This is a genomic window from Symbiopectobacterium sp. Eva_TO (genome assembly GCF_053848865.1).
On the sequence record NZ_JBSPEY010000004.1, the window covers coordinates 607,079 to 630,280 of the forward strand.

A 23,202-nucleotide genomic window follows, 5' to 3' on the forward strand; every position below is an offset into this window, starting at 1 on the left:
TTTACAGAATGTCAAGCCTATCTAATACTCCGCGCCATAAACAGCACGACAATAAAAGAATTAGGAGCGTGTAAGATGGCGGAAAGCTTCTCTACAAGGAATCGTTTTTTTGATAATAAATCCTATCCACGCGGCTTCTCTCGTCACGGTGACTTCACCATCAAAGAAGCCCAGATGCTGGAGCGTTATGGCTATGTGCTGAATGAGCTTGACCTGGGTAAACGCCAACCGGTGACCGAGGAAGAGATTCAATTCGTTGCTATGTGCCGCGGTGAACGCGATGCATCCACCGACATGGAAAAAACCTGGGCCAAATATGTTGCACGTATTCGTCGCCTGAAGCGTTTCCACACGCTGTCCGGCGGTAAGCCGCAGATGGATGCGGTGGAAGAATACACGGATAGCGACGATTAAGTTTTTCACTCGCGGGGCCATTGGCCCCGTTTTTTATGTCAGTGCTTTACCCTAAATCGTGGTGTAAGCGGCTCAGTAACCTGTCCATGCAGCGATAACTGATTGCCTCCGCCAAATGGTCGCGCTGGATATCGGGCTGCTGCGCCAGATCGGCGATGGTTCTTGCTACCTTCAAAATGCGGTGCCAGGCACGCACAGACAGCTCCAGTTTGGTCATTAACGCCTCCAGCCAGATGGCATCCTCTTCGTGCAAGCGGCAGTGAATATCCATTTCTGGCGGTGTCAGGCGCGCATTGATTTTCCCCGCTCGTGCAAGTTGCCTCTTTCGTGCCGTCAATACGCGTGCTCGAACGTCGGCGCTGCGCTCTCCCTGTCGCCCCTGTTTGTGCAGGGTTCCGGGAGGCAGTAGCGGAACTTCAATCGACAAATCGAATCGGTCGAGAAATGGCCCGGAGAGTTTTCCCAGATAGCGCAGGATCTGCTGTACCGGCAAGCGGTTATGGATGCCTTGATAGTGCCCAGATGGGCTGGGGTTCATGGCGGCGACGAGTTGCACGCGGGCGGGGTAATTCACTTTAGCCCGCGTGCGGGAAATCACGATTTCGCCGGCCTCTAACGGTTCTCGCAGGGCATCCAGTACACGCCGCTCGAACTCGGGTAACTCATCGAGGAACAGGATGCCATTGTGCGCCAATGAGATCTCTCCCGGTTTTGGCAGTCCGCCACCACCTACCAATGCCGTCATGGATGCGCTGTGGTGCGGTGCTCGAAAGGGGCGGGTATGCCACAAGCCCAGCGTCATATCCGTAGCGCTCACCAGGCTGTTAATGGCGGCCACCTCCAGTGCCTCTTCATTGCTCAACGGGGGCAATAGCCACCTCGTTATACACATCTCTGTTCGTGCCTGAGCGCGCGTAGCGTTTCGGCGGCCGTCATGACTTTCTGCAAGCCTTTCCAGATAGTTTTTGCGCCTGGTTCACCGTCGCCTTTTCGAGCAAGAAAGCCTCCGAGTTGCGCAACTAAGCGCAATACTTCGTTTAGCTTAGGGCGGCCCTTGGGCATACGCTTGTTCATCAGTAGGTAAGCTCCATGAGTCTCGTCGGAATCAAAGAACAACATTGCGTCTAGCTCTGGACAGGTTCGTCCCATACGCATTAAATAGGCGATGCGCCATGCCACGATCATGAACAGCGCCAATGCCCGCTCAATGCGATCCACGGTCGATAACTGTAACGCTTCGACACAGCAGCCGTTCTTCAGCACATTGAAGAACATCTCGATTTCCCATCTAGCCCGATACCAGTCGATCAGCTCCACGATATCTTCTCGTCCTTCAGGTACGCGATTGCTCAGCAACCGCCACTCGACCGGCTTCACGCCTGCTGGCGGCTCAATTTCCTTGGCTATCACACAAGTCACTGCCAACCCGCAACGCAGCGACACTCGCTTCACGCGCAGCGCCTGTTTCACCGTACGCGCCTTCTGCCCCGCGCGAGCCGCCATAACGAATTGGATTTCTCCCACCGGCACGGTCTTTCCAACCTTCTGCCAAAGCTTCTCATTACAGTCCAGACTGCGATTATGAGTCGAGCGGATCAACCAGTCAGCCGGAGTGCCAAGGTCATCAGCGAGCTGCATCAACGCCTTGATATCCGCTTCGCGATCGGCTAAGTACACCAGACGTGTGTTTGGCAACTCCGAGGCGAGTTCAGCAACTCGCTCGTATCCCTCGAGCCAGCGCGTACTCTCCTTGATCCCATCGCGTTTTCCGTCTGCATCCTTCGGCTCTCTTGCCCACATCCACGCATCCAGTACGCCCAACTCCACGCGATCCGGACTGACCGCGTAGGTCGGATGCAGATACAGACCACGCCTGGCTTCGTAGTTCAAGGGACCCAAGCCTTGGATTTGCTGCCCGTTGAAGTCAAGCTCGGTAGTGTCTTGGATACACAGCACAACCTCGTGTTCTCGGATCCTTTCCTGCGTACGCTGCCAGTGAGGTTGCAGAATGTCTCGCCATTCGAATGCTTGGTTCTCCATGAAGCGGTAAGCACCCAGCGTCTCAGACCATCCGAGGCACGCATGCGGAATGCTGGCTTGCGGATTCTCAGCCAGCCGTATCAAAAGCCCTTTGGCACGCTTATTGAGCCTCGTGTCACCAAGATTTACCCCTTCCAGTTCTTGGTGTGCCCAGCCATCTGAATCCCGTGTCATTTTTCAGCGCCGTAAATGGCGATAGTACACGTCGGTTTCACTTCATTTACAACCCCACTGGCTGCCTATTTCAGCCCGCTAACCCTTGGCATATAAGGCGTTGCGGACTTGTGTATAACGAGGTGGGCAATAGCCCGGCAAGACGGCTAGCCAGCATGGTTTTTCCAGTACCGGGCGGTCCCATCAGCAGCAGGTTGTGGCGTCCGGCGGCAGTGACTTCGAGCGCCCGTTTTCCCTGCTCTTGCCCAATGATGTCCGCCAGGTCCGGGACGTTGTTGAGGTCGGGTGCATGAACTTCAACCCCCTGGCTGCTGGCTAACGGCTCACCGCTGTGCAAAAAGGCGCACACCGCATTCAGGTGTTCTGCCAGCAATACTTCACCGTGCCCGATAAGCGCCATTTCCTGCTGATGAGCCAGTGGCAAAATAAGCTGCCGGCCTGCCTTGCCAGCCGCGATGGCTGCCGGGATCGCGCCGGTAACCGCACGCAGCGCCCCGGATAATCCCAATTCACCCAGAAACTCATACTGCGCTAACGTCTTGCCACAAATCTGATCTGAGGCTGCCAGAATCGATAATGCGATGGGCAGATCGTAGCGCCCGCCCTCCTTGGGCAAGTCCGCTGGGGCGAGATTGACGGTAATCCGCTTGGCGGGAAAGGTGAACCCCGCATTGAGCAGTGCGCTGCGCACCCGATCCCGTGCTTCCTTAACCCTGGTTTCCGGCAGGCCAACCAGCGTCAATGCGGGCAAGCCATTGCTGATATGGGCTTCGATCGTCACGCAAGGGGCCTGAATGCCAATCATTGCGCGCGAATAGGTAACTGCCAGCGACATAACGTTCCCTCCTGTCAATCCCGGCAGCGTGCGCCATCCTGAGCCTAAGCGGCAGTATAAAAGCAACGTTATCAGCAACGGTTCGCACAAAGGTGATTGGCATACAGTGCGTTTCCTCTGGAATGGGCGCTGACTTGCAGCTTTGCGCGAATCTACGTCGTCGTCGGAGAAAGCTCGAAGAAAAAGCATAATATGAATAATTGTTTATATCTATATGATTAATTTGCATTTAACGCAGATTTTTTCATCGGCTTTTGTCGCGCGGTAGAAAAAAATATTGTCAGTGGCGCTAAGTCTGTGGTAAATCTGTAGGTATTCGTTCGACTGTGATGACAGAACAAACCATTTATGAAAGCGTTCTCCCTCGTGATTAGCCTAGTCATTATTAGCGTGGTGGTGATTATTAACCCACCGTGCGGGGCGTCGCTGAGACGAAGAATGGCTTAAAAATCAAGCCGTAATTCAAAAAACCCCCGCACCGTAAGGTCGGGGGTTTTTTGTTGGGCGGTAAAAACTACAGAAGGGAGTGGAGTATGTCTTACAGCATAAAATCCTGTTTCTCCCCCGCAGCGTCGGGGAAATAAACTATGAATGGGGCTCAATGGGTGGTGCAAGCGTTGCGGGCGCAAGGTGTCGATACCGTGTTTGGTTATCCGGGCGGCGCGATCATGCCGGTTTACGATGCACTCTACGACGGCGGCGTTGAGCACCTTTTGTGCCGTCATGAACAAGGCGCTGCCATGGCGGCGCTCGGTTATGCCCGCGCGACCGGCAAGGTAGGCGTGTGTATCGCCACCTCAGGCCCCGGTGCCACTAACCTGATCACCGGGTTGGCGGATGCGCTGCTGGATTCTGTGCCGGTCGTGGCGATTACTGGTCAGGTGGCTTCACCGCTGATCGGTACTGATGCCTTTCAGGAAATCGACGTGCTGGGCCTGTCGCTGGCCTGCACCAAACACAGCTTCCTGGTGGATTCGCTGGAGTCGCTGCCGGAGATTATGGCAGAAGCCTTCGCCATCGCCAGCAGCGGTCGTCCCGGCCCGGTGCTGGTGGATATCCCTAAAGACATTCAGTTGGCCACCAGTGAGATAGCCCCGCAGTTTACGCCAGTCGATGATAGCCAGCCGAATTTCCCCGAGCAGGCCATCGAACAAGCGCGTGCCATGCTGGCGGCGGCGAAAAAACCGATGTTATACGCTGGCGGCGGTGTGGGCATGGCGCAGGCGTTGCCTGCTCTGCGTGCGTTCATTGCTGAGACGGGCATTCCCTCCGTTGTTACGCTGAAAGGATTGGGTGCCGTTGATGCCGAGCATCCGCACTACCTCGGTATGTTGGGCATGCACGGCACCAAAGCCGCCAACCTGTCGGTGCAGGCGTGTGATTTGCTGATTGCCGTCGGTGCGCGTTTTGACGATCGCGTGACGGGTAAACTGAATGCGTTTGCGCCTCATGCAGCGGTTATCCATCTGGATATCGATCCGGCAGAGCTGAGTAAATTGCGTCAGGCCAACGTGGCGCTGCCGGGGGATTTGAACACGCTGTTGCCTGCATTGGCCCAGCCGCTGGCGATTGACGCTTGGCGTCAAGAGGTGGCGGCGCTGAAAGCCGAATACCCGTGGCGTTACGATCATCCGGGTGAAGCCATCTATGCGCCCGCGCTGTTAAAAAACCTGTCTGAACGCAAACCGGCGGAAACTGTGATCACCACCGATGTCGGCCAGCACCAGATGTGGGCTGCACAGCACATGCGTTTTTCCCGTCCGGAAAATTTCATCACCTCCAGCGGTTTAGGCACCATGGGATTTGGTTTGCCCGCGGCGGTCGGCGCGCAGGTAGCCCGCCCTGAAGATACCGTGGTGTGTATTTCCGGTGACGGCTCTTTCATGATGAACGTGCAGGAGCTTGGCACCATCAAACGAAAACAGTTGCCGATAAAAATCGTGCTGCTGGATAACCAACGGTTAGGCATGGTTCGACAGTGGCAGCAGTTGTTCTTCAATGAACGTTATAGCGAAACCAACCTCTCCGATAACCCCGATTTTCTGACCCTGGCAAGCGCATTTGGTATTCCAGGGCAACGCATAACCCGAAAAGATCAGATCGATGCCGCGCTGGATGCCCTGTTGAGCAGTGATGGGCCGTATTTGCTGCATGTCTCTATCGATGAACTGGAAAACGTCTGGCCGCTGGTTCCACCGGGTGCCGGGAATGAAACCATGCTGGAACGTACCGAATAATGGCAGGAGAACAGAGAATGACGCACCATCAACTTTCCATACAGGCTCGCTTTCGTCCCGAAATGCTGGAGCGCGTGTTGCGCGTGGTACGCCACCGCGGTTTCCGGGTGTGTGCCATGAACATGATGACGGCCGCCAACCCGGACCACATCAATATCGAATTGACCGTTGCCAGCCAACGGCCGGTGGATTTATTGTCAACACAGTTAAGCAAGCTGCTTGATATCGCTTGTGTTGAAATACAACCCCACACATCACAACAAATACGTGCCTGAAGGCATTAGAAAGGATAAAGAGAATGACAAGCAAAGCTGATTATATTTGGTTCAATGGTGAGATGGTGCCGTGGGCGGAAGCTAAAGTACACGTGATGTCCCATACGCTGCATTATGGTACGTCCGTGTTTGAAGGGGTGCGCTGTTACGATTCCCATAAAGGCCCAGTGGTATTCCGTCACCGTGAACACATGCGCCGCCTGCACGACTCCGCTAAAATTTATCGTATGCCGGTGCAGTACAGCGTGGATGACCTAATGGAGGCCTGCCGCGCAACGCTACGTAAAAATGCTCTGAAAAGCGCCTACATTCGTCCGCTGGTGTTCGTCGGCGACGTTGGCATGGTCGTGAATCCGCCGGAAGGTTACGTCACGGATGTCATCATTGCGGCATTTCCCTGGGGCGCGTATCTGGGCGAAGACGCACTGGATCAGGGGATTGATGCCATGGTGTCCTCTTGGAACCGTGTGGCAGCCAACACCATTCCTACGGCCGCAAAAGCGGGCGGTAACTACCTTTCCTCCCTGCTGGTGGGCAGCGAAGCGCGTCGCCACGGTTATCAGGAAGGGATTGCGCTGGACGTCAATGGTTATGTATCTGAAGGTGCAGGTGAAAACCTGTTTGAAGTGAAAGATTGCGTGTTGTTCACCCCGCCGTTCACCTCATCAGCGCTGCCGGGTATCACACGTGACGCCATTATCAAACTGGCGCAGAGCCTGTGGCTGGAAGTACGTGAGCAGGTGCTGTCGCGTGAGTCGCTCTATCTGGCGGATGAAGTCTTTATGTCCGGTACTGCCGCGGAAATCACCCCGGTGCGCAGCGTGGACGGTATTCAGGTTGGCATTGGTCGTTGTGGCCCAGTCACCAAACAATTGCAAAAAGCGTTCTTCGGCCTGTTTACCGGCGAAACCGAAGATAAATGGGGCTGGTTAGATCAGGTTAACCCGTAATCGTAACAAGAAAGATTAGGCTGTGTCCCGCAATTCATTTTCACTGATTGGAAATGAGGAAAATATATCAAACATGTTCGTTTTTTGGCTAATTCCGTGTGCTTTTACTGTCAGAAACTGTCTAATTTGTACGATTTTTCACCTGTCAGGTAATTAAGGGACACAGCCTAATACACCCTTCACGAACCCAAGAGGCCAGTCGCCGCTGAACGGGAGCATGAAAGGGGATGAAACACACACTGGAGTAACAGAGTATGCCTAAGTACCGTTCAGCCACAACCACGCATGGCCGTAACATGGCAGGTGCGCGCGCCCTGTGGCGTGCCACCGGAATGACCGATGCCGATTTCGGCAAGCCGATCATCGCCGTGGTCAACTCGTTCACACAATTTGTTCCGGGCCACGTGCACTTGCGTGATCTGGGCAAACTGGTGGCGGAGCAAATCGAAGCCGCTGGCGGCGTGGCCAAAGAGTTCAACACCATTGCGGTGGACGATGGTATCGCGATGGGGCACGGTGGCATGCTCTACTCCCTGCCATCACGTGAGCTGATTGCCGATTCGGTCGAATACATGGTCAATGCCCACTGCGCCGATGCGATGGTGTGCATTTCCAACTGCGACAAAATCACCCCCGGAATGCTGATGGCCTCGCTGCGCCTGAACATCCCGGTGATCTTTGTTTCTGGCGGTCCGATGGAAGCTGGGAAAACCAAGCTTTCTAACCAATTGATCAAACTGGACTTGGTGGATGCCATGATCCAGGGGGCTAACCCGAACGTCAGCGATGCGGATAGCGATCAGATCGAACGTTCCGCTTGCCCGACCTGCGGTTCTTGTTCCGGTATGTTTACCGCTAACTCGATGAACTGCCTGACGGAAGCACTGGGCCTGTCACAGCCGGGCAATGGCTCGCTGCTGGCGACCCACGCCGATCGTAAACAACTGTTTTTGAACGCGAGCTCGCGTATCGTTGAACTGACCAAACGCTACTACGAGCAGGATGATGCCAGCGCGCTGCCGCGTAATATCGCGACCAAGGCTGCGTTTGAAAACGCCATGACGCTGGATATCGCCATGGGCGGTTCCACCAACACCGTTCTGCACTTGCTGGCCTCCGCGCAGGAAGCAGAAGTGGATTTCACCATGGACGACATCGATCGTCTGTCACGCCGTGTGCCGCAACTGTGTAAAGTGGCTCCGAGCACGCAGAAATACTACATGGAAGACGTACACCGTGCGGGTGGGGTGATCGGTATTCTGGGCGAACTGGATCGTGCCGGATTGCTGAACCGCGATGTGCGCAACGTGCTGGGCAAAAGCCTGACGGAAACGTTGAACGCTTACGACGTCATGCTGACCGATGATGACGCGGTGAAAAGCATGTACTCCGCAGGGCCTGCGGGCATTCGTACTACACAGGCGTTCTCACAGGATTGCCGCTGGGAGTCGCTGGATACCGATCGTGAACAGGGCTGTATCCGTGCGCGTGAGCACGCCTACAGTCAGGATGGCGGTCTGGCGGTGCTGTACGGCAACATCGCGGAAAAAGGCTGTATCGTAAAAACCGCCGGTGTGGATGAAGGTAGCCTGGTGTTCCGTGGCCCGGCCAAAGTGTACGAATCTCAGGATGACGCCGTGGAAGCCATTCTGGGTGGTAAGGTGGTCGCGGGTGATGTTGTGGTTATCCGTTACGAAGGGCCGAAAGGCGGGCCGGGCATGCAAGAGATGCTCTACCCGACCAGCTTCCTGAAATCCATGGGATTGGGTAAAGCCTGCGCGTTGATCACTGACGGTCGTTTCTCCGGCGGCACCTCTGGGCTTTCCATCGGTCATGCTTCGCCTGAAGCGGCCAGTGGCGGCACTATCGGGCTGGTGGAGGAGGGTGACATCATTGCCATTGATATTCCTAACCGTACCATTGAACTGGTGGTGGCGGAAGATGAACTGGCACGCCGTCACGAGGCGGAGCTGGCACGCGGCGATGCGGCCTTTACGCCGAAAAACCGTCAGCGTCAGGTGTCCTTTGCCTTGCGTGCTTATGCCAGTCTGGCAACCAGCGCGGACCAAGGCGCGGTACGCGATAAGAGCAAGCTGGGAGGCTAAGTTCAATGGCGGTATCACCCCCTCTCTCCGACGCTCCGTGCGGCGCGGAGTATTTGCGTGCGGTGTTGCGCGCGCCGGTCTATGAAGTGGCGCAGGTGACGCCGCTTCAGCCGATGGATAAACTCTCGGCGCTTCTTGGCAACACCATTGTGGTGAAGCGCGAGGACCGTCAGCCGGTGCACAGTTTCAAACTGCGTGGTGCCTATGCCATGTTGGCAACCCTGACCGAAGCGCAGAAAGCGCACAGTGTGGTAACGGCCTCCGCCGGTAACCACGCACAGGGTGTTGCGCTTTCGGCCAGCAAGCTCGGCATCAAGGCGCTGATCGTCATGCCGGTTGCTACCGCGGATATCAAAGTGGATGCGGTGCGCGGTTTTGGTGGTGAAGTGTTGTTGCACGGTGCCAATTTCGATGAAGCCAAGGCCAGAGCGATTGCGCTGTCGCAAGAGCAGCATATGACCTTCATTCCGCCGTTCGATCACCCGGCCGTAATTGCCGGGCAGGGAACGCTGTGTAGTGGTCAACTAATATTGGCCACCGCATTAGACTGTATGTAGAACAGTCGCTCAGATTCGTTTGGAGTTAAGCCGCCGTTATACCAGTGAGGCCGGATAGCGCTGTAATACCCCGTGATGTAGCGGATAATCGCGTCCTGGGCTTCGCTGAAGCTGTTGTAACCCTTTGTCGGCACCCATTCTGTCTTCAGGCTGCGGAAGAACCGCTCCATTGGCGCATTATCCCAGCAGTTACCCCGCCGACTCATACTCTGCTTTATCCGGCAGCGCCACAGGGCTTGCCGGTATTGACGGCTGGTATAGTGGCTGCCCTGGTCGCTGTGGAACATGACTCCTGTTGGTTGTCCCCGGAGTTCCCAGGCCATCTGCAACGCTTTAACTGTCAGCGCCGAGTCCGGCGACGTCGACATGGCCCAGCCCACCGGTTTGCGGGCGAACAGATCTAGCACCACCGCAAGGTAAGCCCAGCATTTGCCCGTCCAGATGTAGGTCACATCGCCGCACCAGACCTGATCCGGCGCGGTAACCGCGAACTGGCGGTTGAGATAGTTCGGTATTTCAACGTGTTCATTGCCGCCGCGTTTGTATTTGTGAGCCGGTCGCTGGCAGCTGGCGATACCCAGCTCCTTCATCAGCTTGCCAGCCAGCCAGCGCCCCATTTTGACACCGGAGCTGCCGGTGACGATGGTCGCGATACTTCGAGCGCCGGCAGAGCCGCCGCTGGCGTTCCAGGCTTCCATGACGCGGCTACACTTAACCACGCGCTCACCGTCGGGTTCATTAGCGGAAGCCTGCCAGTGCCTGTAGCTGCTGCGATGTACCTCAAAAGTTTGGCACAACGCCGTGACCGGGTATCGCGCCCTCAGCCTGTCGACTACCGTGAACCGTTGAGTGAGTCCGACATTAAGAGCGCCGTAGCCTTTTTTAGGATTTCGTTCTCCATTTCAAGGCATTGGACTTTTTTCTTCATCTCACGCAGCTCGAACTGTTCAGGGGTAAGAGGAAGTCCCGTTGGCGTTTTTCCCTGTCGTTCAAGGCGAAGCTTATTGACCCAGCGACTAATGGCAGAATGGCTGACATTAACCGCCTCTGCGGCCTTAACGTATGTGTAGCCGTGGTCGACAACCAGCTTTGCGGCTTCGAGCTTAAATTCCGCCGTAAAATGTTTACCCATGAGGTCACCTGTCGTGTTGATGAGGTGAGCATATCACCTCCGCTCAGGTGGCCAGTATCAGTGTGCCACTACACTGGCTATGGAACTGTTGCAGCAGGATGCGCATCTCGATCGCGTGTTTGTACCCGTCGGTGGCGGTGGTCTGGCAGCCGGCGTGGCGGTGTTGATCAAACAACTGATGCCGCAGATTAAAGTGATCGGCGTTGAGGCGGAAGATTCCGCATGCCTGCGTGCGGCATTGGATGCCGGACACCCGGTGGATTTGCCGCGCGTTGGACTGTTCGCCGAAGGCGTGGCGGTCAAACGCATCGGCGATGAAACCTTCCGCCTGTGCCGGGAATATCTGGATGATGTCATCACCGTGGACAGCGATGCGATTTGTGCCGCATTGAAGGATATCTTTGAAGATGTGCGGGCGATAGCAGAGCCGTCTGGTGCGCTGGCACTGGCGGGGATGAAGAAGTATATCCAGCAGCATGGCATTCAGGGTGAACGGCTGGCGCATATTCTGTCGGGAGCCAACGTCAACTTCCACGGCCTGCGCTACGTTTCCGAACGCTGTGAACTGGGTGAACAGCGTGAGGCATTGCTGGCAGTAACCATCCCTGAGCGCAAGGGCAGCTTTTTGACCTTTTGCCAACTGCTGGGGGGGCGCTCGGTGACCGAGTTCAACTCACCTCGTTATACACAAGTCCGCAACGCCTTATATACTCGATTAACTTGAAGTTGCATTTTTCAGCGTCTGGAAGTTGTCATTAATCCTGCGCGACAAGCCCCCCGCCAGTCCCGGTAATATATTGCGGAAGAAGTGGTGTATTTCCTGCCGAAACGCCTTTGGTGAAGCGAAGTAGCGGTTGTTTCTCACCTTTTCATTCATCACTTTCCACAGTCTTTCTATCGGGTTCAGATTCGGGCTGTAAGGCGGCAGATAGTGGAGGTCGATATTCATCACATATGCCCACTTTTTCACCAGCTCCGCCCGGTGGTAACCCGCTCCGTCGAGTATGATATGCACCTTCTGTCTTATCGGGTAAGTTTCCCGGATGGCGATAAAAAAGCGGGCGATATTGAGACTGTTGATGCTGTCGTACTCCCGAACCACCGTGCTGCCGATGTCGTTCAGGTTCAGGGCTCCCATGATGTTCAGACGGGTACGACTACCGGTGGTTTCCACTGGCTGAGATTTTTTTCCCGCAGGCATCCAGCCATATGCCAGTTTTGTTCCCTGTGTCGGGTGGACGCCATCGATGAACAGGATGGGTTCATCGTCACCGGCTTTTTGTTTCAGCTCGTTGTAGGTTTCCACAAACGCCTGCTGCGCTTCTGCACTGAATTTATGTGGGATACCGACAGGCTTTCGATAACTGAAGCCGTTGCGGTGCAGCCATTTAGTCATTCCCGGAACGGTGTAGCGGATACCCCACCAATCAACAACCTGTTCAATGATAGCCTGTGTAGTGGGAAGAAGGTTGTTCGTCAGAGATGTGGTGAGTTCAGCGGTTTGCTCTTCGCTGAGATGACTATCAGAGCCGCCATTCTCAGGCGCAAGTTTCTCACCCTTTAGCCAATCATTTAGATGACGGCGTACCGTGGTTTCGTGAATAAGTTGCGATTGTGCAATCATTCCTGGCGTCCAGCCATCGGCAGACAATAGGACACACCGTATCCGATCGCGCACATGATGGTCACGACTTGTTTGGTGAAGATTCCTTAACTTTTTTTTCTGCTCTTCAGTGGGATGAATGTTCATAACCATGAAATGGGTATTGTTCATGGAAAATCAAGCATCTTCAATGATTACGAGTATATGCCAAGGGTTAGCGGGCTGAAATAGGCAGCCGGTGGGGTTGTAAATGAAGTGAAACCGACGTGTACTATCGCCATTTACGGCGCTGAAAAATGACACGGGATTCAGATGGCTGGGCACACCAAGAACTGGAAGGGGTAAATCTTGGTGACACGAGGCTCAATAAGCGTGCCAAAGGGCTTTTGATACGGCTGGCTGAGAATCCGCAAGCCAGCATTCCGCATGCGTGCCTCGGATGGTCTGAGACGCTGGGTGCTTACCGCTTCATGGAGAACCAAGCATTCGAATGGCGAGACATTCTGCAACCTCACTGGCAGCGTACGCAGGAAAGGATCCGAGAACACGAGGTTGTGCTGTGTATCCAAGACACTACCGAGCTTGACTTCAACGGGCAGCAAATCCAAGGCTTGGGTCCCTTGAACTACGAAGCCAGGCGTGGTCTGTACCTGCATCCGACCTACGCGGTCAGTCCGGATCGCGTGGGGTTGGGCGTACTGGATGCGTGGATGTGGGCAAGAGAGCCGAAGGATGCAGACGGAAAACGCGATGGGCTCAAGGAGAGTACGCGCTGGCTCGAGGGATACGAGCGAGTTGCTGAACTCGCCTCGGAGTTGCCAAACACACGTCTGGTGTACTTAGCCGATCGCGAAGCGGATATCAAGGCGTTGATGCAGCTCGCTGATGACCTTGGCACTCCGGCTGACTGGTTGATCCGCTCGACTCATAATCGCAGTCTGGACTGTAATGAGAAGCTTTGGCAGAAGGTTGGAAAGACCGTGCCGGTGGGAGAAATCCAATTCGTTATGGCGGCTCGCGCGGGGCAGAAGGCGCGTACGGTGAAACAGGCGCTGCGCGTGAAGCGAGTGTCGCTGCGTTGCGGGTTGGCAGTGACTTGTGTGATAGCCAAGGAAATTGAGCCGCCAGCAGGCGTGAAGCCGGTCGAGTGGCGGTTGCTGAGCAATCGCGTACCTGAAGGACGAGAAGATATCGTGGAGCTGATCGACTGGTATCGGGCTAGATGGGAAATCGAGATGTTCTTCAATGTGCTGAAGAACGGCTGCTGTGTCGAAGCGTTACAGTTATCGACCGTGGATCGCATTGAGCGGGCATTGGCGCTGTTCATGATCGTGGCATGGCGCATCGCCTATTTAATGCGTATGGGACGAACCTGTCCAGAGCTGGACGCAATGTTGTTCTTTGATTCCGACGAGACTCATGGAGCTTACTTACTGATGAACAAGCGTATGCCCAAGGGCCGCCCTAAGCTAAACGAAGTATTGCGCTTAGTTGCGCAACTGGGAGGCTTTCTTGCTCGAAAAGGCGACGGTGAACCAGGCGCAAAAACTATCAGGAAAGGCTTGCAGAAAGTCATGACGGCCGCCGAAACGCTACGCGCGCTCAGGCACGAACAGAGATGTGTATAACGAGGTGAGATAACCTGTATTAGTCGCGACTTGATCTGACACTGGACCTTGAAAGGTTGAGAGTTACCGGTTTTGATATGGGTGTCGAATCCTTATACAAAACACGAGGTAACTCTCAACCTTTCAAGGTCCAGTGTCAGATCAAGTCGCGACTAATACACATTAGGTAAGGAGGTGATCCAACCGCAGGTTCCCCTACGGTTACCTTGTTACGACTTCACCCCAGTCATGAATCACAAAGTGGTAAGCGCCCTCCCGAAGGTTAAGCTACCTACTTCTTTTGCAACCCACTCCCATGGTGTGACGGGCGGTGTGTACAAGGCCCGGGAACGTATTCACCGTAGCATTCTGATCTACGATTACTAGCGATTCCGACTTCATGGAGTCGAGTTGCAGACTCCAATCCGGACTACGACGTACTTTATGAGGTCCGCTTGCTCTCGCGAGGTCGCTTCTCTTTGTATACGCCATTGTAGCACGTGTGTAGCCCTACTCGTAAGGGCCATGATGACTTGACGTCATCCCCACCTTCCTCCAGTTTATCACTGGCAGTCTCCTTTGAGTTCCCGACCGAATCGCTGGCAACAAAGCATAAGGGTTGCGCTCGTTGCGGGACTTAACCCAACATTTCACAACACGAGCTGACGACAGCCATGCAGCACCTGTCTCAGAGTTCCCGAAGGCACTAAAGCATCTCTGCTAAATTCTCTGGATGTCAAGAGTAGGTAAGGTTCTTCGCGTTGCATCGAATTAAACCACATGCTCCACCGCTTGTGCGGGCCCCCGTCAATTCATTTGAGTTTTAACCTTGCGGCCGTACTCCCCAGGCGGTCGATTTAACGCGTTAGCTCCGGAAGCCACGCCTCAAGGGCACAACCTCCAAATCGACATCGTTTACAGCGTGGACTACCAGGGTATCTAATCCTGTTTGCTCCCCACGCTTTCGCACCTGAGCGTCAGTCTTCGTCCAGGGGGCCGCCTTCGCCACCGGTATTCCTCCAGATCTCTACGCATTTCACCGCTACACCTGGAATTCTACCCCCCTCTACGAGACTCTAGCTTGCCAGTTTTGAATGCAGTTCCCAGGTTAAGCCCGGGGATTTCACATCCAACTTAACAAACCGCCTGCGTGCGCTTTACGCCCAGTCATTCCGATTAACGCTTGCACCCTCCGTATTACCGCGGCTGCTGGCACGGAGTTAGCCGGTGCTTCTTCTGCGAGTAACGTCAATCAGCAAGGTTATTAACCTTACTGCCTTCCTCCTCGCTGAAAGTGCTTTACAACCCGAAGGCCTTCTTCACACACGCGGCATGGCTGCATCAGGCTTGCGCCCATTGTGCAATATTCCCCACTGCTGCCTCCCGTAGGAGTCTGGACCGTGTCTCAGTTCCAGTGTGGCTGGTCATCCTCTCAGACCAGCTAGGGATCGTCGCCTAGGTGAGCCGTTACCCCACCTACTAGCTAATCCCATCTGGGCACATCTGATGGCGTGAGGCCCGAAGGTCCCCCACTTTGGTCTTGCGACGTTATGCGGTATTAGCTACCGTTTCCAGTAGTTATCCCCCTCCATCAGGCAGTTTCCCAGACACTACTCACCCGTCCGCCGCTCGTCACCCGGGGAGCAAGCTCCCTTGTAGTGGCACACTGATACTGGCCACCTGAGCGGAGGTGATATGCTCACCTCATCAACACGACAGGTGACCTCATGGGTAAACATTTTACGGTGGAATTTAAGCTCGAAGCCGCAAAGCTGGTTGTCGACCACGGCTACACATACGTTAAGGCCGCAGAGGCGGTTAATGTCAGCCATTCTGCCATTAGTCGCTGGGTCAATAAGCTTCGCCTTGAACGACAGGGAAAAACGCCAACGGGACTTCCTCTTACCCCTGAACAGCTCGAGCTGCGTGAGATGAAGAAAAAAGTCCAATGCCTTGAAATGGAGAACGAAATCCTAAAAAAGGCTACGGCGCTCTTAATGTCGGACTCACTCAACGGTTCACGGTAGTCGACAGGCTGAGGGCGCGATACCCGGTCACGGCGTTGTGCCAAACTTTTGAGGTACATCGCAGCAGCTACAGGCACTGGCAGGCTTCCGCTAATGAACCCGACGGTGAGCGCGTGGTTAAGTGTAGCCGCGTCATGGAAGCCTGGAACGCCAGCGGCGGCTCTGCCGGCGCTCGAAGTATCGCGACCATCGTCACCGGCAGCTCCGGTGTCAAAATGGGGCGCTGGCTGGCTGGCAAGCTGATGAAGGAGCTGGGTATCGCCAGCTGCCAGCGACCGGCTCACAAATACAAACGCGGCGGCAATGAACACGTTGAAATACCGAACTATCTCAACCGCCAGTTCGCGGTTACCGCGCCGGATCAGGTCTGGTGCGGCGATGTGACCTACATCTGGACGGGCAAATGCTGGGCTTACCTTGCGGTGGTGCTAGACCTGTTCGCCCGCAAACCGGTGGGCTGGGCCATGTCGACGTCGCCGGACTCGGCGCTGACAGTTAAAGCGTTGCAGATGGCCTGGGAACTCCGGGGACAACCAACAGGAGTCATGTTCCACAGCGACCAGGGCAGCCACTATACCAGCCGTCAATACCGGCAAGCCCTGTGGCGCTGCCGGATAAAGCAGAGTATGAGTCGGCGGGGTAACTGCTGGGATAATGCGCCAATGGAGCGGTTCTTCCGCAGCCTGAAGACAGAATGGGTGCCGACAAAGGGTTACAACAGCTTCAGCGAAGCCCAGGACGCGATTATCCGCTACATCACGGGGTATTACAGCGCTATCCGGCCTCACTGGTATAACGGCGGCTTAACTCCAAACGAATCTGAGCGACTGTTCTACATACAGTCTAATGCGGTGGCCAATATTAGTTGACCACTACACCTTGTGCTACCGCTCGACTTGCATGTGTTAGGCCTGCCGCCAGCGTTCAATCTGAGCCATGATCAAACTCTTCAATTTAAAGTTTGATTTGCTTCTACTCGAGAAGCGATGCTCAAAGAATTATTACTGTTAGTTCGTAATGAATTAACTGTTGTTCACTCTTCAAGACTTTTATTTTTTAAGCCCTGAGGCTTTACGATAAAGTCCTGTGAGTGCCCACACAGATTGTCTGATTAATTGTTAAAGAGCGTTGCGAAGCGGCTTGCAGCATGCTGTCGCGAGGTGGCGTATACTACGCTTTCCTCTTTAAGAGTCAACGATTAAACCGTTTTTCTCTCGCTGACCTCGCCTTGAATCGCTTCGAGTCGTGTCAACGGAGGCGCATTATAGGGATCCCAATAATTTACACAACCCCTTTTTTCATCTTTTTTTCCGTTTGTTCAAATTCCGCCCGATAAGCCCGGTTTTACTCATTTACGCTGTTCGATAACGCGCGGCAAATCGGCCAGACTATCAATCACAATATCAGCCAGCGCTTCGCCTTGCTCGGTAATCGGCTTGCCGGTACGCACCAGCACTTTTGTCCCGACACCCGCCGCAATGGCAGCTTGCATGTCTTCTTCTTTATCACCGACCATATAAGAAGCGGCCATATCAATATTGAGGAAGCTCTGCGCTGAGAGAAACATGCCCGTCTTGGGTTTACGGCAGTCACACTCCTGGCGGTATTCCCCTTGCCCCTGTTCTGTGTGGTGGGGACAGAAATAGATGCCGTCCAAATCGACTCCGCGATCGGCCAGCGACCAATCCATCCACTCGGTCAGGTGCATGAAATCGTCTTCACTGAACATGCCGCGCGCAATACCGGATTGGTTAGTCACCAGCACCAGCGCAAATCCTTTCTTCTTTAGTTCACTCATCGCGTCGATAACGCCATCAATAAACTCAAACTGATCGATCTCATGAACGTAACCATGATCGACATTAATCGTGCCGTCGCGATCGAGAAAAACGGCTGGAATCGGTTGTGCCACTGCTATGTGCTCCTGATGGCGTTATTTGCGCGTGAGTATCGCATGTTTTTGTACTTTGCGAGAATGAGTCATAACGACAAAGTAAATTGACTTAGACGTCTAGACGCCCTAACATCCGTACAATATTCTGCATACGGCAGACGTTGATCTATCCCGCGATAGGCACTTACGATAAATCAAGATGATTAAACTTTCTAACATTACAAAAATTTTCCAGCAGAAAGGCCGGACCATCAAAGCACTGGACAATGTCAGTCTGTACGTCCCTGCAGGGCAGATCTATGGGGTTATCGGCGCATCCGGCGCAGGTAAAAGTACGTTGATCCGCTGTGTAAATCTGCTGGAGCGCCCGACACACGGTGAGGTATTGGTTGGTGACCAGGATTTGATGGCGCTGTCCGAAGCGGAGTTAACCAAGGCACGCCGCCAGATTGGCATGATCTTCCAGCACTTTAATCTTTTGGCGTCTCGTACCGTGTTTGGTAACGTGGCTCTGCCTCTTGAGCTGGACACCACGCCAAAAAACGAAATTACCTGCCGCGTCAACGAACTGCTCGAACTGGTGGGGCTATCGGACAAGCACGATGCTTACCCGGCAAATCTGTCCGGCGGGCAAAAGCAGCGCGTTGCGATTGCTCGCGCGCTGGCCAGCAATCCTAAGGTACTGCTGTGTGACGAGGCCACCAGTGCGCTCGATCCGGCCACTACGCGTTCCATTCTCGAATTGCTCAAAGACATTAATCGCCGTTTAGGGATAACCATCCTGTTGATCACCCATGAAATGGATGTGGTAAAACGCATCTGCGATCAAGTAGCCGTGATCAGTGGCGGTCAATTAATTGAGCAGGACACGGTCAGCGAAGTGTTCTCTCACCCTAAAACGCCTCTGGCACAAACCTTTATTCAGTCTACGCTACATCTGGATATCCCCGAGGATTACCAATCCCGGCTCATCGCCGCACCGCACAACGACCAGAACACCCCGCTGCTACGGCTGGAATTTACCGGTCAATCCGTCGATGCGCCGTTACTTTCAACGATCGCGCGCCGCTTTAACATCAATAACAATATCATCAATGCGCAGATGGATTACGCAGGTGGCGTCAAATTCGGCATCATGTTGGCCGAGATGCACGGCGAAGAACAGGACACGGTGGCCGCCATCGCGTTTTTACAGGAACACCATGTGAAAGTTGAGGTGCTGGGCTATGTCTGAAGCAATGATGTGGTTGATGGCGAAAGGCGTTTGGGAAACTGTTGTGATGACGTTTGTTTCCGGCTTCTTTGGCTTTGTGCTGGGATTGCCGGTTGGCGTGATGCTTTATATTACCCGTCCGCGTCAGATCGTTGCCAACCCGCCGCTGTATCGCACACTGTCAGCGTTGGTGAATATTTTTCGTTCTATTCCGTTCATTATTTTGCTGGTGTGGATGATTCCGTTCACACGCGCCATCGTCGGCACCTCTATCGGGTTGAAGGCAGCCATTGTGCCATTGACCGTAGGCGCAGCGCCGTTTATCGCGCGTATGGTAGAAAACGCCCTGTTGGAAATCTCCAGCGGATTGATCGAGGCCGCGCGCGCTATGGGAGCCACGCCGTTACAAATTATTCGTAAGATTCTGCTGCCAGAAGCACTTCCCGGTCTGATCAATGCCGCCACCATCACACTTATCACCCTGGTAGGCTATTCTGCAATGGGGGGTGCAGTCGGTGCCGGTGGGTTAGGTCAAATTGGTTATCAGTATGGATACATTGGTTATAACGCCACAGTCATGAATACGGTATTAATATTACTGGTTGTTCTGGTCTACTTGATCCAATTCGTAGGCGATCGCACGGTACGGGCAGTGACTCATAAATAAGTTTTACTACACGTCGGACTATGCCGCTGTCGGCAAGCCGCAAAACGTTAAATATGCAGAGGTTAAGGAAATGACAATCAAATTTAAAACCGTCGCCGCACTGGGTACGCTACTGGGTGCACTGGCGCTGGCAGGCTGCGGGCAAGAAGAAAAAGACCCGAACCACATCAAAGTCGGTGTTATTGTGGGTGCTGAGCAACAAGTTGCTGAAGTTGCACAGAAAGTGGCTAAAGACAAATATGGCCTGACCGTGGAACTGGTATCCTTTAACGATTATGTGCTGCCGAACGAAGCGCTGAGCAAAGGGGATATCGACCTGAATGCCTTCCAGCACAAACCTTATCTGGACCAACAGATCAAAGACCGTGGCTACAAACTGGTTGCTGTCGGCAATAGCTTTGTCTACCCGATCGCTGGCTACTCTAAAAAAATTAAATCATTAGACGAGCTGCAAAACGGGGCGCAAATTGCACTGCCTAACGATCCTACCAACCTGGGTCGCTCTCTGCTGCTGCTGCAAAAACAGGGTCTGGTCAAACTGAAAGATAACGTTGGCCTGCTGCCGACCGTGCTGGACGTGGTTGAAAACCCGAAAAACCTGAAACTGGTCGAATTGGTATCACCGCAACTGCCACGCTCTCTGGATGACGATCAAATCGCACTGGCTATCATCAACACCACCTATGCAAGCCAGATTAACCTGACGCCGACCAAAGACGGTCTGTTCGTGGAAGAGAAAGACTCTCCGTACGTAAACCTGATTGTGTCACGTGAAGACAACAAAGACGCGGCCAATGTGAAGAAATTCGTTCAGGCTTACCAGTCAGACGAAGTTTATGAAGCGGCCAACAAGATTTTCAACGGCGGCGCGGTGAAAGGCTGGTAATATCACTGTAGTGGCACACTGATACTGGCCACCTGAGCGGAGGTGATATGCTCACCTCATCAACACGACAGGTGACCTCATGGGTAAACATTTTACGGCGGAATTTAAGCTCGAAGCCGCAAAGCTGGTTGTCGACCACGGCTACACATACGTTAAGGCCGCAGAGGCGGTTAATGTCAGCCATTCTGCCATTAGTCGCTGGGTCAATAAGCTTCGCCTTGAACGACAGGGAAAAACGCCAACGGGACTTCCTCTTACCCCTGAACAGCTCGAGCTGCGTGAGATGAAGAAAAAAGTCCAATGCCTTGAAATGGAGAACGAAATCTTAAAAAAGGCTACGGCGCTCTTAATGTCGGACTCACTCAACGGTTCACGGTAGTCGACAGGCTGAGGGCGCGATACCCGGTCACGGCGTTGTGCCAAACTTTTGAGGTACATCGCAGCAGCTACAGGCACTGGCAGGCTTCCGCTAATGAACCCGACGGTGAGCGCGTGGTTAAGTGTAGCCGCGTCATGGAAGCCTGGAACGCCAGCGGCGGCTCTGCCGGCGCTCGAAGTATCGCGACCATCGTCACCGGCAGCTCCGGTGTCAAAATGGGGCGCTGGCTGGCTGGCAAGCTGATGAAGGAGCTGGGTATCGCCAGCTGCCAGCGACCGGCTCACAAATACAAACGCGGCGGCAATGAACACGTTGAAATACCGAACTATCTCAACCGCCAGTTCGCGGTTACCGCGCCGGATCAGGTCTGGTGCGGCGATGTGACCTACATCTGGACGGGCAAATGCTGGGCTTACCTTGCGGTGGTGCTAGATCTGTTCGCCCGCAAACCGGTGGGCTGGGCCATGTCGACGTCGCCGGACTCGGCGCTGACAGTTAAAGCGTTGCAGATGGCCTGGGAACTCCGGGGACAACCAACAGGAGTCATGTTCCACAGCGACCAGGGCAGCCACTATACCAGCCGTCAATACCGGCAAGCCCTGTGGCGCTGCCGGATAAAGCAGAGTATGAGTCGGCGGGGTAACTGCTGGGATAATGCGCCAATGGAGCGGTTCTTCCGCAGCCTGAAGACAGAATGGGTGCCGACAAAGGGTTACAACAGCTTCAGCGAAGCCCAGGACGCGATTATCCGCTACATCACGGGGTATTACAGCGCTATCCGGCCTCACTGGTATAACGGCGGCTTAACTCCAAACGAATCTGAGCGACTGTTCTACATACAGTCTAATGCGGTGGCCAATATTAGTTGACCACTACACACCCGATACGCGAGTGACAATTATTTCAAGACGGGCCTCGGTGCCCGTCTTGTTATTTGTGTCGTAGCTTGCTTCAATAAGCGCACTTCAAAAGAAGAATAGTAGAGAGGAAATGCTATGCGTGCTATACCGCTCGTGTTTTTAGCGCTGTCATTAACAGGATGTTCCCTGCTGCAACCCAAAACGGCACCCACACCGCAACCAGTTATCGAACCTGCTGTCGAAGCTCCGACCAAAGCGAAACCGGCTCCGCGTCCGACAACCGCCGTGTTGTATAACAATGCGGAAGAGTTGGTGGGTAAACCGTTCCGCGATATGGGCGAAGTATCTGGCTCTGTATGCCAGGCTAGCGTGCAAGATACGCCCGCGACGGTTGCAAATGCCCGCCGCCGTCTGCAAACGCGTGCAACAGCGATGCGCGCCAATGCGGTTCTGGTGCACAACTGTCAGGTCGTTAGTGGCGTTGCAGGCTGCTATCGGCAGGCCATTTGTGAAGGCACTGCACTGAAAATTTCTTCTCAATAAAGCCGGGCAATGACCACTTATCATTTCGATCAGATTGGCGTTATCCGTTCGCCTTATAAAGAAAAATTCGCCGTGCCACGGCAACCCGGTCTGATTGAAGATGGCGACGGAGAACTGCATCTTCTGCCGCCCTACCACCAGCCAGAAGCGGTGCGTGGGCTGGACGCGTTCAGCCATATTTGGGTGTTATTTGTTTTTCACCACACCATGGAACAGGGCTGGCGACCAACGGTGCGCCCTCCCCGTTTGGGCGGCAATGCGCGTATGGGGGTTTTCGCCACACGTTCCACGTTTCGTCCGAATCCCATCGGTATGTCTTTGGTCCGACTGAAAGGGATAAAGACCACACGCGACAGCGTTATCTTACAGTTGGATAGCCTCGATCTGGTCGATGGTACACCAGTGGTTGATATCAAACCCTATTTGCCCTTTGCGGAGAGCGTGCCTGATGCCATCGGCGGTTTCGCGCAACAGGCACCCGACACCGCGATGCCCGTGTATTTTTCTGCACTGGCAGAGCAACAACTGGCGCAACATCAATCCACTTACCCACACCTGCGCCGTTTTATCACCCAGGTGTTGAATCAGGATCCACGCCCGGCGTACCGCAAGGGGGAAGTCTCGCGTGATTACGCCGCCCTGTTGCTGGAATTCAACGTGCGCTGGCGCGTAACGGACATGCGGACGGAAGTGCTCAGCCTTGAGCCAGGACCGCGCTAAGCGAAAATTGAATCGTTATCCATGACCTGCGCGCCATAAAATTCACGCCGCACACTTTTGACGAAGGAAAGTCACTGTTACACT

18 protein-coding genes, 1 rRNA gene and 4 pseudogenes are annotated in these 23,202 nt (G+C 54.3%); 16 read left to right on the plus strand and 7 right to left on the minus strand.

Going from position 1 to position 23,202, the window contains the following annotated elements; translation table 11 throughout:
- Positions 1–75: 75 nt before the first annotated feature.
- Positions 76–414, plus strand: coding sequence for a DUF413 domain-containing protein (locus ACWWJF_RS05115; protein WP_455868842.1), 339 nt, complete (start codon positions 76–78; stop codon positions 412–414).
- Between the two features lie 46 nt (positions 415–460).
- Here the strand turns inward: ACWWJF_RS05115 and ACWWJF_RS05120 are convergent.
- From ACWWJF_RS05120 to ACWWJF_RS05130, 3 genes and pseudogenes are all read right to left on the minus strand, one after another.
- Positions 461–1,288 (minus strand): annotated as a pseudogene (locus ACWWJF_RS05120) (YifB family Mg chelatase-like AAA ATPase); the annotation flags it as partial.
- 8 nt (positions 1,289–1,296) lie between these two features.
- Positions 1,297–2,628, minus strand: a complete 1,332-nt coding sequence (locus ACWWJF_RS05125; protein ID WP_455868843.1) for an IS4 family transposase — start codon at positions 2,626–2,628, stop codon at positions 1,297–1,299.
- 124 nt (positions 2,629–2,752) lie between these two features.
- A pseudogene (locus ACWWJF_RS05130) lies at positions 2,753–3,463 on the minus strand (magnesium chelatase domain-containing protein); the annotation flags it as partial.
- 348 nt (positions 3,464–3,811) lie between these two features.
- On the opposite strand from ACWWJF_RS05130, the gene ACWWJF_RS05135 reads away from it, so the two are divergent.
- The 6 genes and pseudogenes from ACWWJF_RS05135 to ACWWJF_RS05160 all read left to right on the plus strand — a co-directional run.
- Entirely contained in the window at positions 3,812–3,910 is a 99-nt protein-coding gene (locus tag ACWWJF_RS05135) for an IlvGEDA operon leader peptide (RefSeq protein WP_195314403.1), read from the plus strand.
- A 140-nt stretch (positions 3,911–4,050) separates the two neighbouring features.
- The gene (gene ilvG, locus ACWWJF_RS05140; RefSeq protein ID WP_455868844.1) at positions 4,051–5,700 is read left to right on the plus strand and encodes an acetolactate synthase 2 catalytic subunit; all 1,650 of its coding nucleotides are present in this window, start codon (positions 4,051–4,053) and stop codon (positions 5,698–5,700) included.
- Positions 5,701–5,717: 17 nt separating this feature from the next.
- Positions 5,718–5,975: an acetolactate synthase 2 small subunit gene (gene ilvM / locus ACWWJF_RS05145; protein WP_195314405.1), complete on the plus strand. Its 258-nt coding sequence runs from the start codon at positions 5,718–5,720 to the stop codon at positions 5,973–5,975.
- A gap of 23 nt (positions 5,976–5,998) precedes the next feature.
- Positions 5,999–6,925, plus strand: a complete 927-nt coding sequence (locus tag ACWWJF_RS05150) for a branched-chain amino acid transaminase (protein WP_455868845.1) — start codon at positions 5,999–6,001, stop codon at positions 6,923–6,925.
- Between the two features lie 254 nt (positions 6,926–7,179).
- Positions 7,180–9,030 (plus strand): dihydroxy-acid dehydratase, encoded by a 1,851-nt coding sequence (gene ilvD, locus ACWWJF_RS05155; RefSeq protein WP_455868846.1) that lies wholly within the window; start codon positions 7,180–7,182, stop codon positions 9,028–9,030.
- A 5-nt stretch (positions 9,031–9,035) separates the two neighbouring features.
- Positions 9,036–9,542 (plus strand): annotated as a pseudogene (locus ACWWJF_RS05160) (pyridoxal-phosphate dependent enzyme); the annotation flags it as partial.
- 8 nt (positions 9,543–9,550) lie between these two features.
- Here the strand turns inward: ACWWJF_RS05160 and ACWWJF_RS05165 are convergent.
- A protein-coding gene (locus ACWWJF_RS05165; protein WP_455868847.1) for an IS3 family transposase occupies positions 9,551–10,719 on the minus strand; the annotation gives its coding sequence in 2 pieces (ribosomal slippage) (positions 9,551–10,464 and positions 10,464–10,719; 1,170 coding nt in all).
- Between the two features lie 70 nt (positions 10,720–10,789).
- On the opposite strand from ACWWJF_RS05165, the pseudogene ACWWJF_RS05170 reads away from it, so the two are divergent.
- Positions 10,790–11,422: pseudogene (locus tag ACWWJF_RS05170) on the plus strand (pyridoxal-phosphate dependent enzyme); the annotation flags it as partial.
- A 12-nt stretch (positions 11,423–11,434) separates the two neighbouring features.
- Here ACWWJF_RS05170 and ACWWJF_RS05175 read toward each other — a convergent pair.
- A complete protein-coding gene (locus ACWWJF_RS05175; protein WP_455870938.1) occupies positions 11,435–12,469 on the minus strand; it encodes an IS630 family transposase in 1,035 nt (344 codons plus the stop codon).
- 149 nt (positions 12,470–12,618) lie between these two features.
- Here ACWWJF_RS05175 and ACWWJF_RS05180 point away from each other — a divergent pair, with 149 nt between their 5' ends.
- Complete coding sequence (locus ACWWJF_RS05180; RefSeq protein ID WP_455868420.1) at positions 12,619–13,950, plus strand: IS4 family transposase; 1,332 nt, start codon at positions 12,619–12,621, stop codon at positions 13,948–13,950.
- Between the two features lie 167 nt (positions 13,951–14,117).
- On the opposite strand, the gene ACWWJF_RS05185 is transcribed toward ACWWJF_RS05180, so the two are convergent.
- Positions 14,118–15,642: ribosomal RNA gene (locus tag ACWWJF_RS05185) — 16S ribosomal RNA — on the minus strand.
- A 14-nt stretch (positions 15,643–15,656) separates the two neighbouring features.
- Between ACWWJF_RS05185 and ACWWJF_RS05190 the strand changes: the two genes are divergently transcribed.
- Positions 15,657–16,825, plus strand: a protein-coding gene (locus ACWWJF_RS05190) for an IS3 family transposase (RefSeq protein WP_455868848.1) whose coding sequence is annotated in 2 segments (ribosomal slippage) — positions 15,657–15,912 and positions 15,912–16,825 — 1,170 coding nt in all. Because the reading frame shifts where the segments join, the coding sequence is not laid out codon by codon here.
- Between the two features lie 479 nt (positions 16,826–17,304).
- Here the strand turns inward: ACWWJF_RS05190 and gmhB are convergent.
- Positions 17,305–17,868: a D-glycero-beta-D-manno-heptose 1,7-bisphosphate 7-phosphatase gene (gmhB, locus tag ACWWJF_RS05195; protein WP_455868849.1), complete on the minus strand. Its 564-nt coding sequence runs from the start codon at positions 17,866–17,868 to the stop codon at positions 17,305–17,307.
- A 181-nt stretch (positions 17,869–18,049) separates the two neighbouring features.
- Between gmhB and metN the strand changes: the two genes are divergently transcribed.
- The 6 genes from metN (at position 18,050) to tsaA (ending at position 23,118) form a co-directional block, all read left to right on the plus strand.
- Positions 18,050–19,084 carry a methionine ABC transporter ATP-binding protein MetN gene (gene metN, locus ACWWJF_RS05200; protein ID WP_455868850.1) on the plus strand — a complete coding sequence of 345 codons (1,035 nt, stop codon included), beginning with the start codon at positions 18,050–18,052 and terminating at the stop codon, positions 19,082–19,084.
- A complete protein-coding gene (locus ACWWJF_RS05205; RefSeq protein WP_455868851.1) occupies positions 19,077–19,730 on the plus strand; it encodes a methionine ABC transporter permease MetI in 654 nt (217 codons plus the stop codon). The genes metN and ACWWJF_RS05205 overlap by 8 nt, the downstream gene beginning before the upstream one ends.
- 70 nt (positions 19,731–19,800) lie before the next feature.
- On the plus strand, positions 19,801–20,616 hold the full coding sequence (locus ACWWJF_RS05210) for a MetQ/NlpA family lipoprotein (RefSeq protein WP_455868852.1): 816 nt from the start codon (positions 19,801–19,803) through the stop codon (positions 20,614–20,616).
- A 79-nt stretch (positions 20,617–20,695) separates the two neighbouring features.
- A protein-coding gene (locus ACWWJF_RS05215) for an IS3 family transposase (RefSeq protein WP_455868400.1) occupies positions 20,696–21,864 on the plus strand; the annotation gives its coding sequence in 2 pieces (ribosomal slippage) (positions 20,696–20,951 and positions 20,951–21,864; 1,170 coding nt in all).
- A gap of 126 nt (positions 21,865–21,990) precedes the next feature.
- Entirely contained in the window at positions 21,991–22,398 is a 408-nt protein-coding gene (gene rcsF / locus ACWWJF_RS05220) for an Rcs stress response system protein RcsF (protein ID WP_455868853.1), read from the plus strand.
- Positions 22,399–22,407: 9 nt separating this feature from the next.
- Positions 22,408–23,118, plus strand: a complete 711-nt coding sequence (gene tsaA, locus ACWWJF_RS05225) for a tRNA (N6-threonylcarbamoyladenosine(37)-N6)-methyltransferase TrmO (RefSeq protein ID WP_455868854.1) — start codon at positions 22,408–22,410, stop codon at positions 23,116–23,118.
- Positions 23,119–23,202 lie beyond the last annotated feature (84 nt).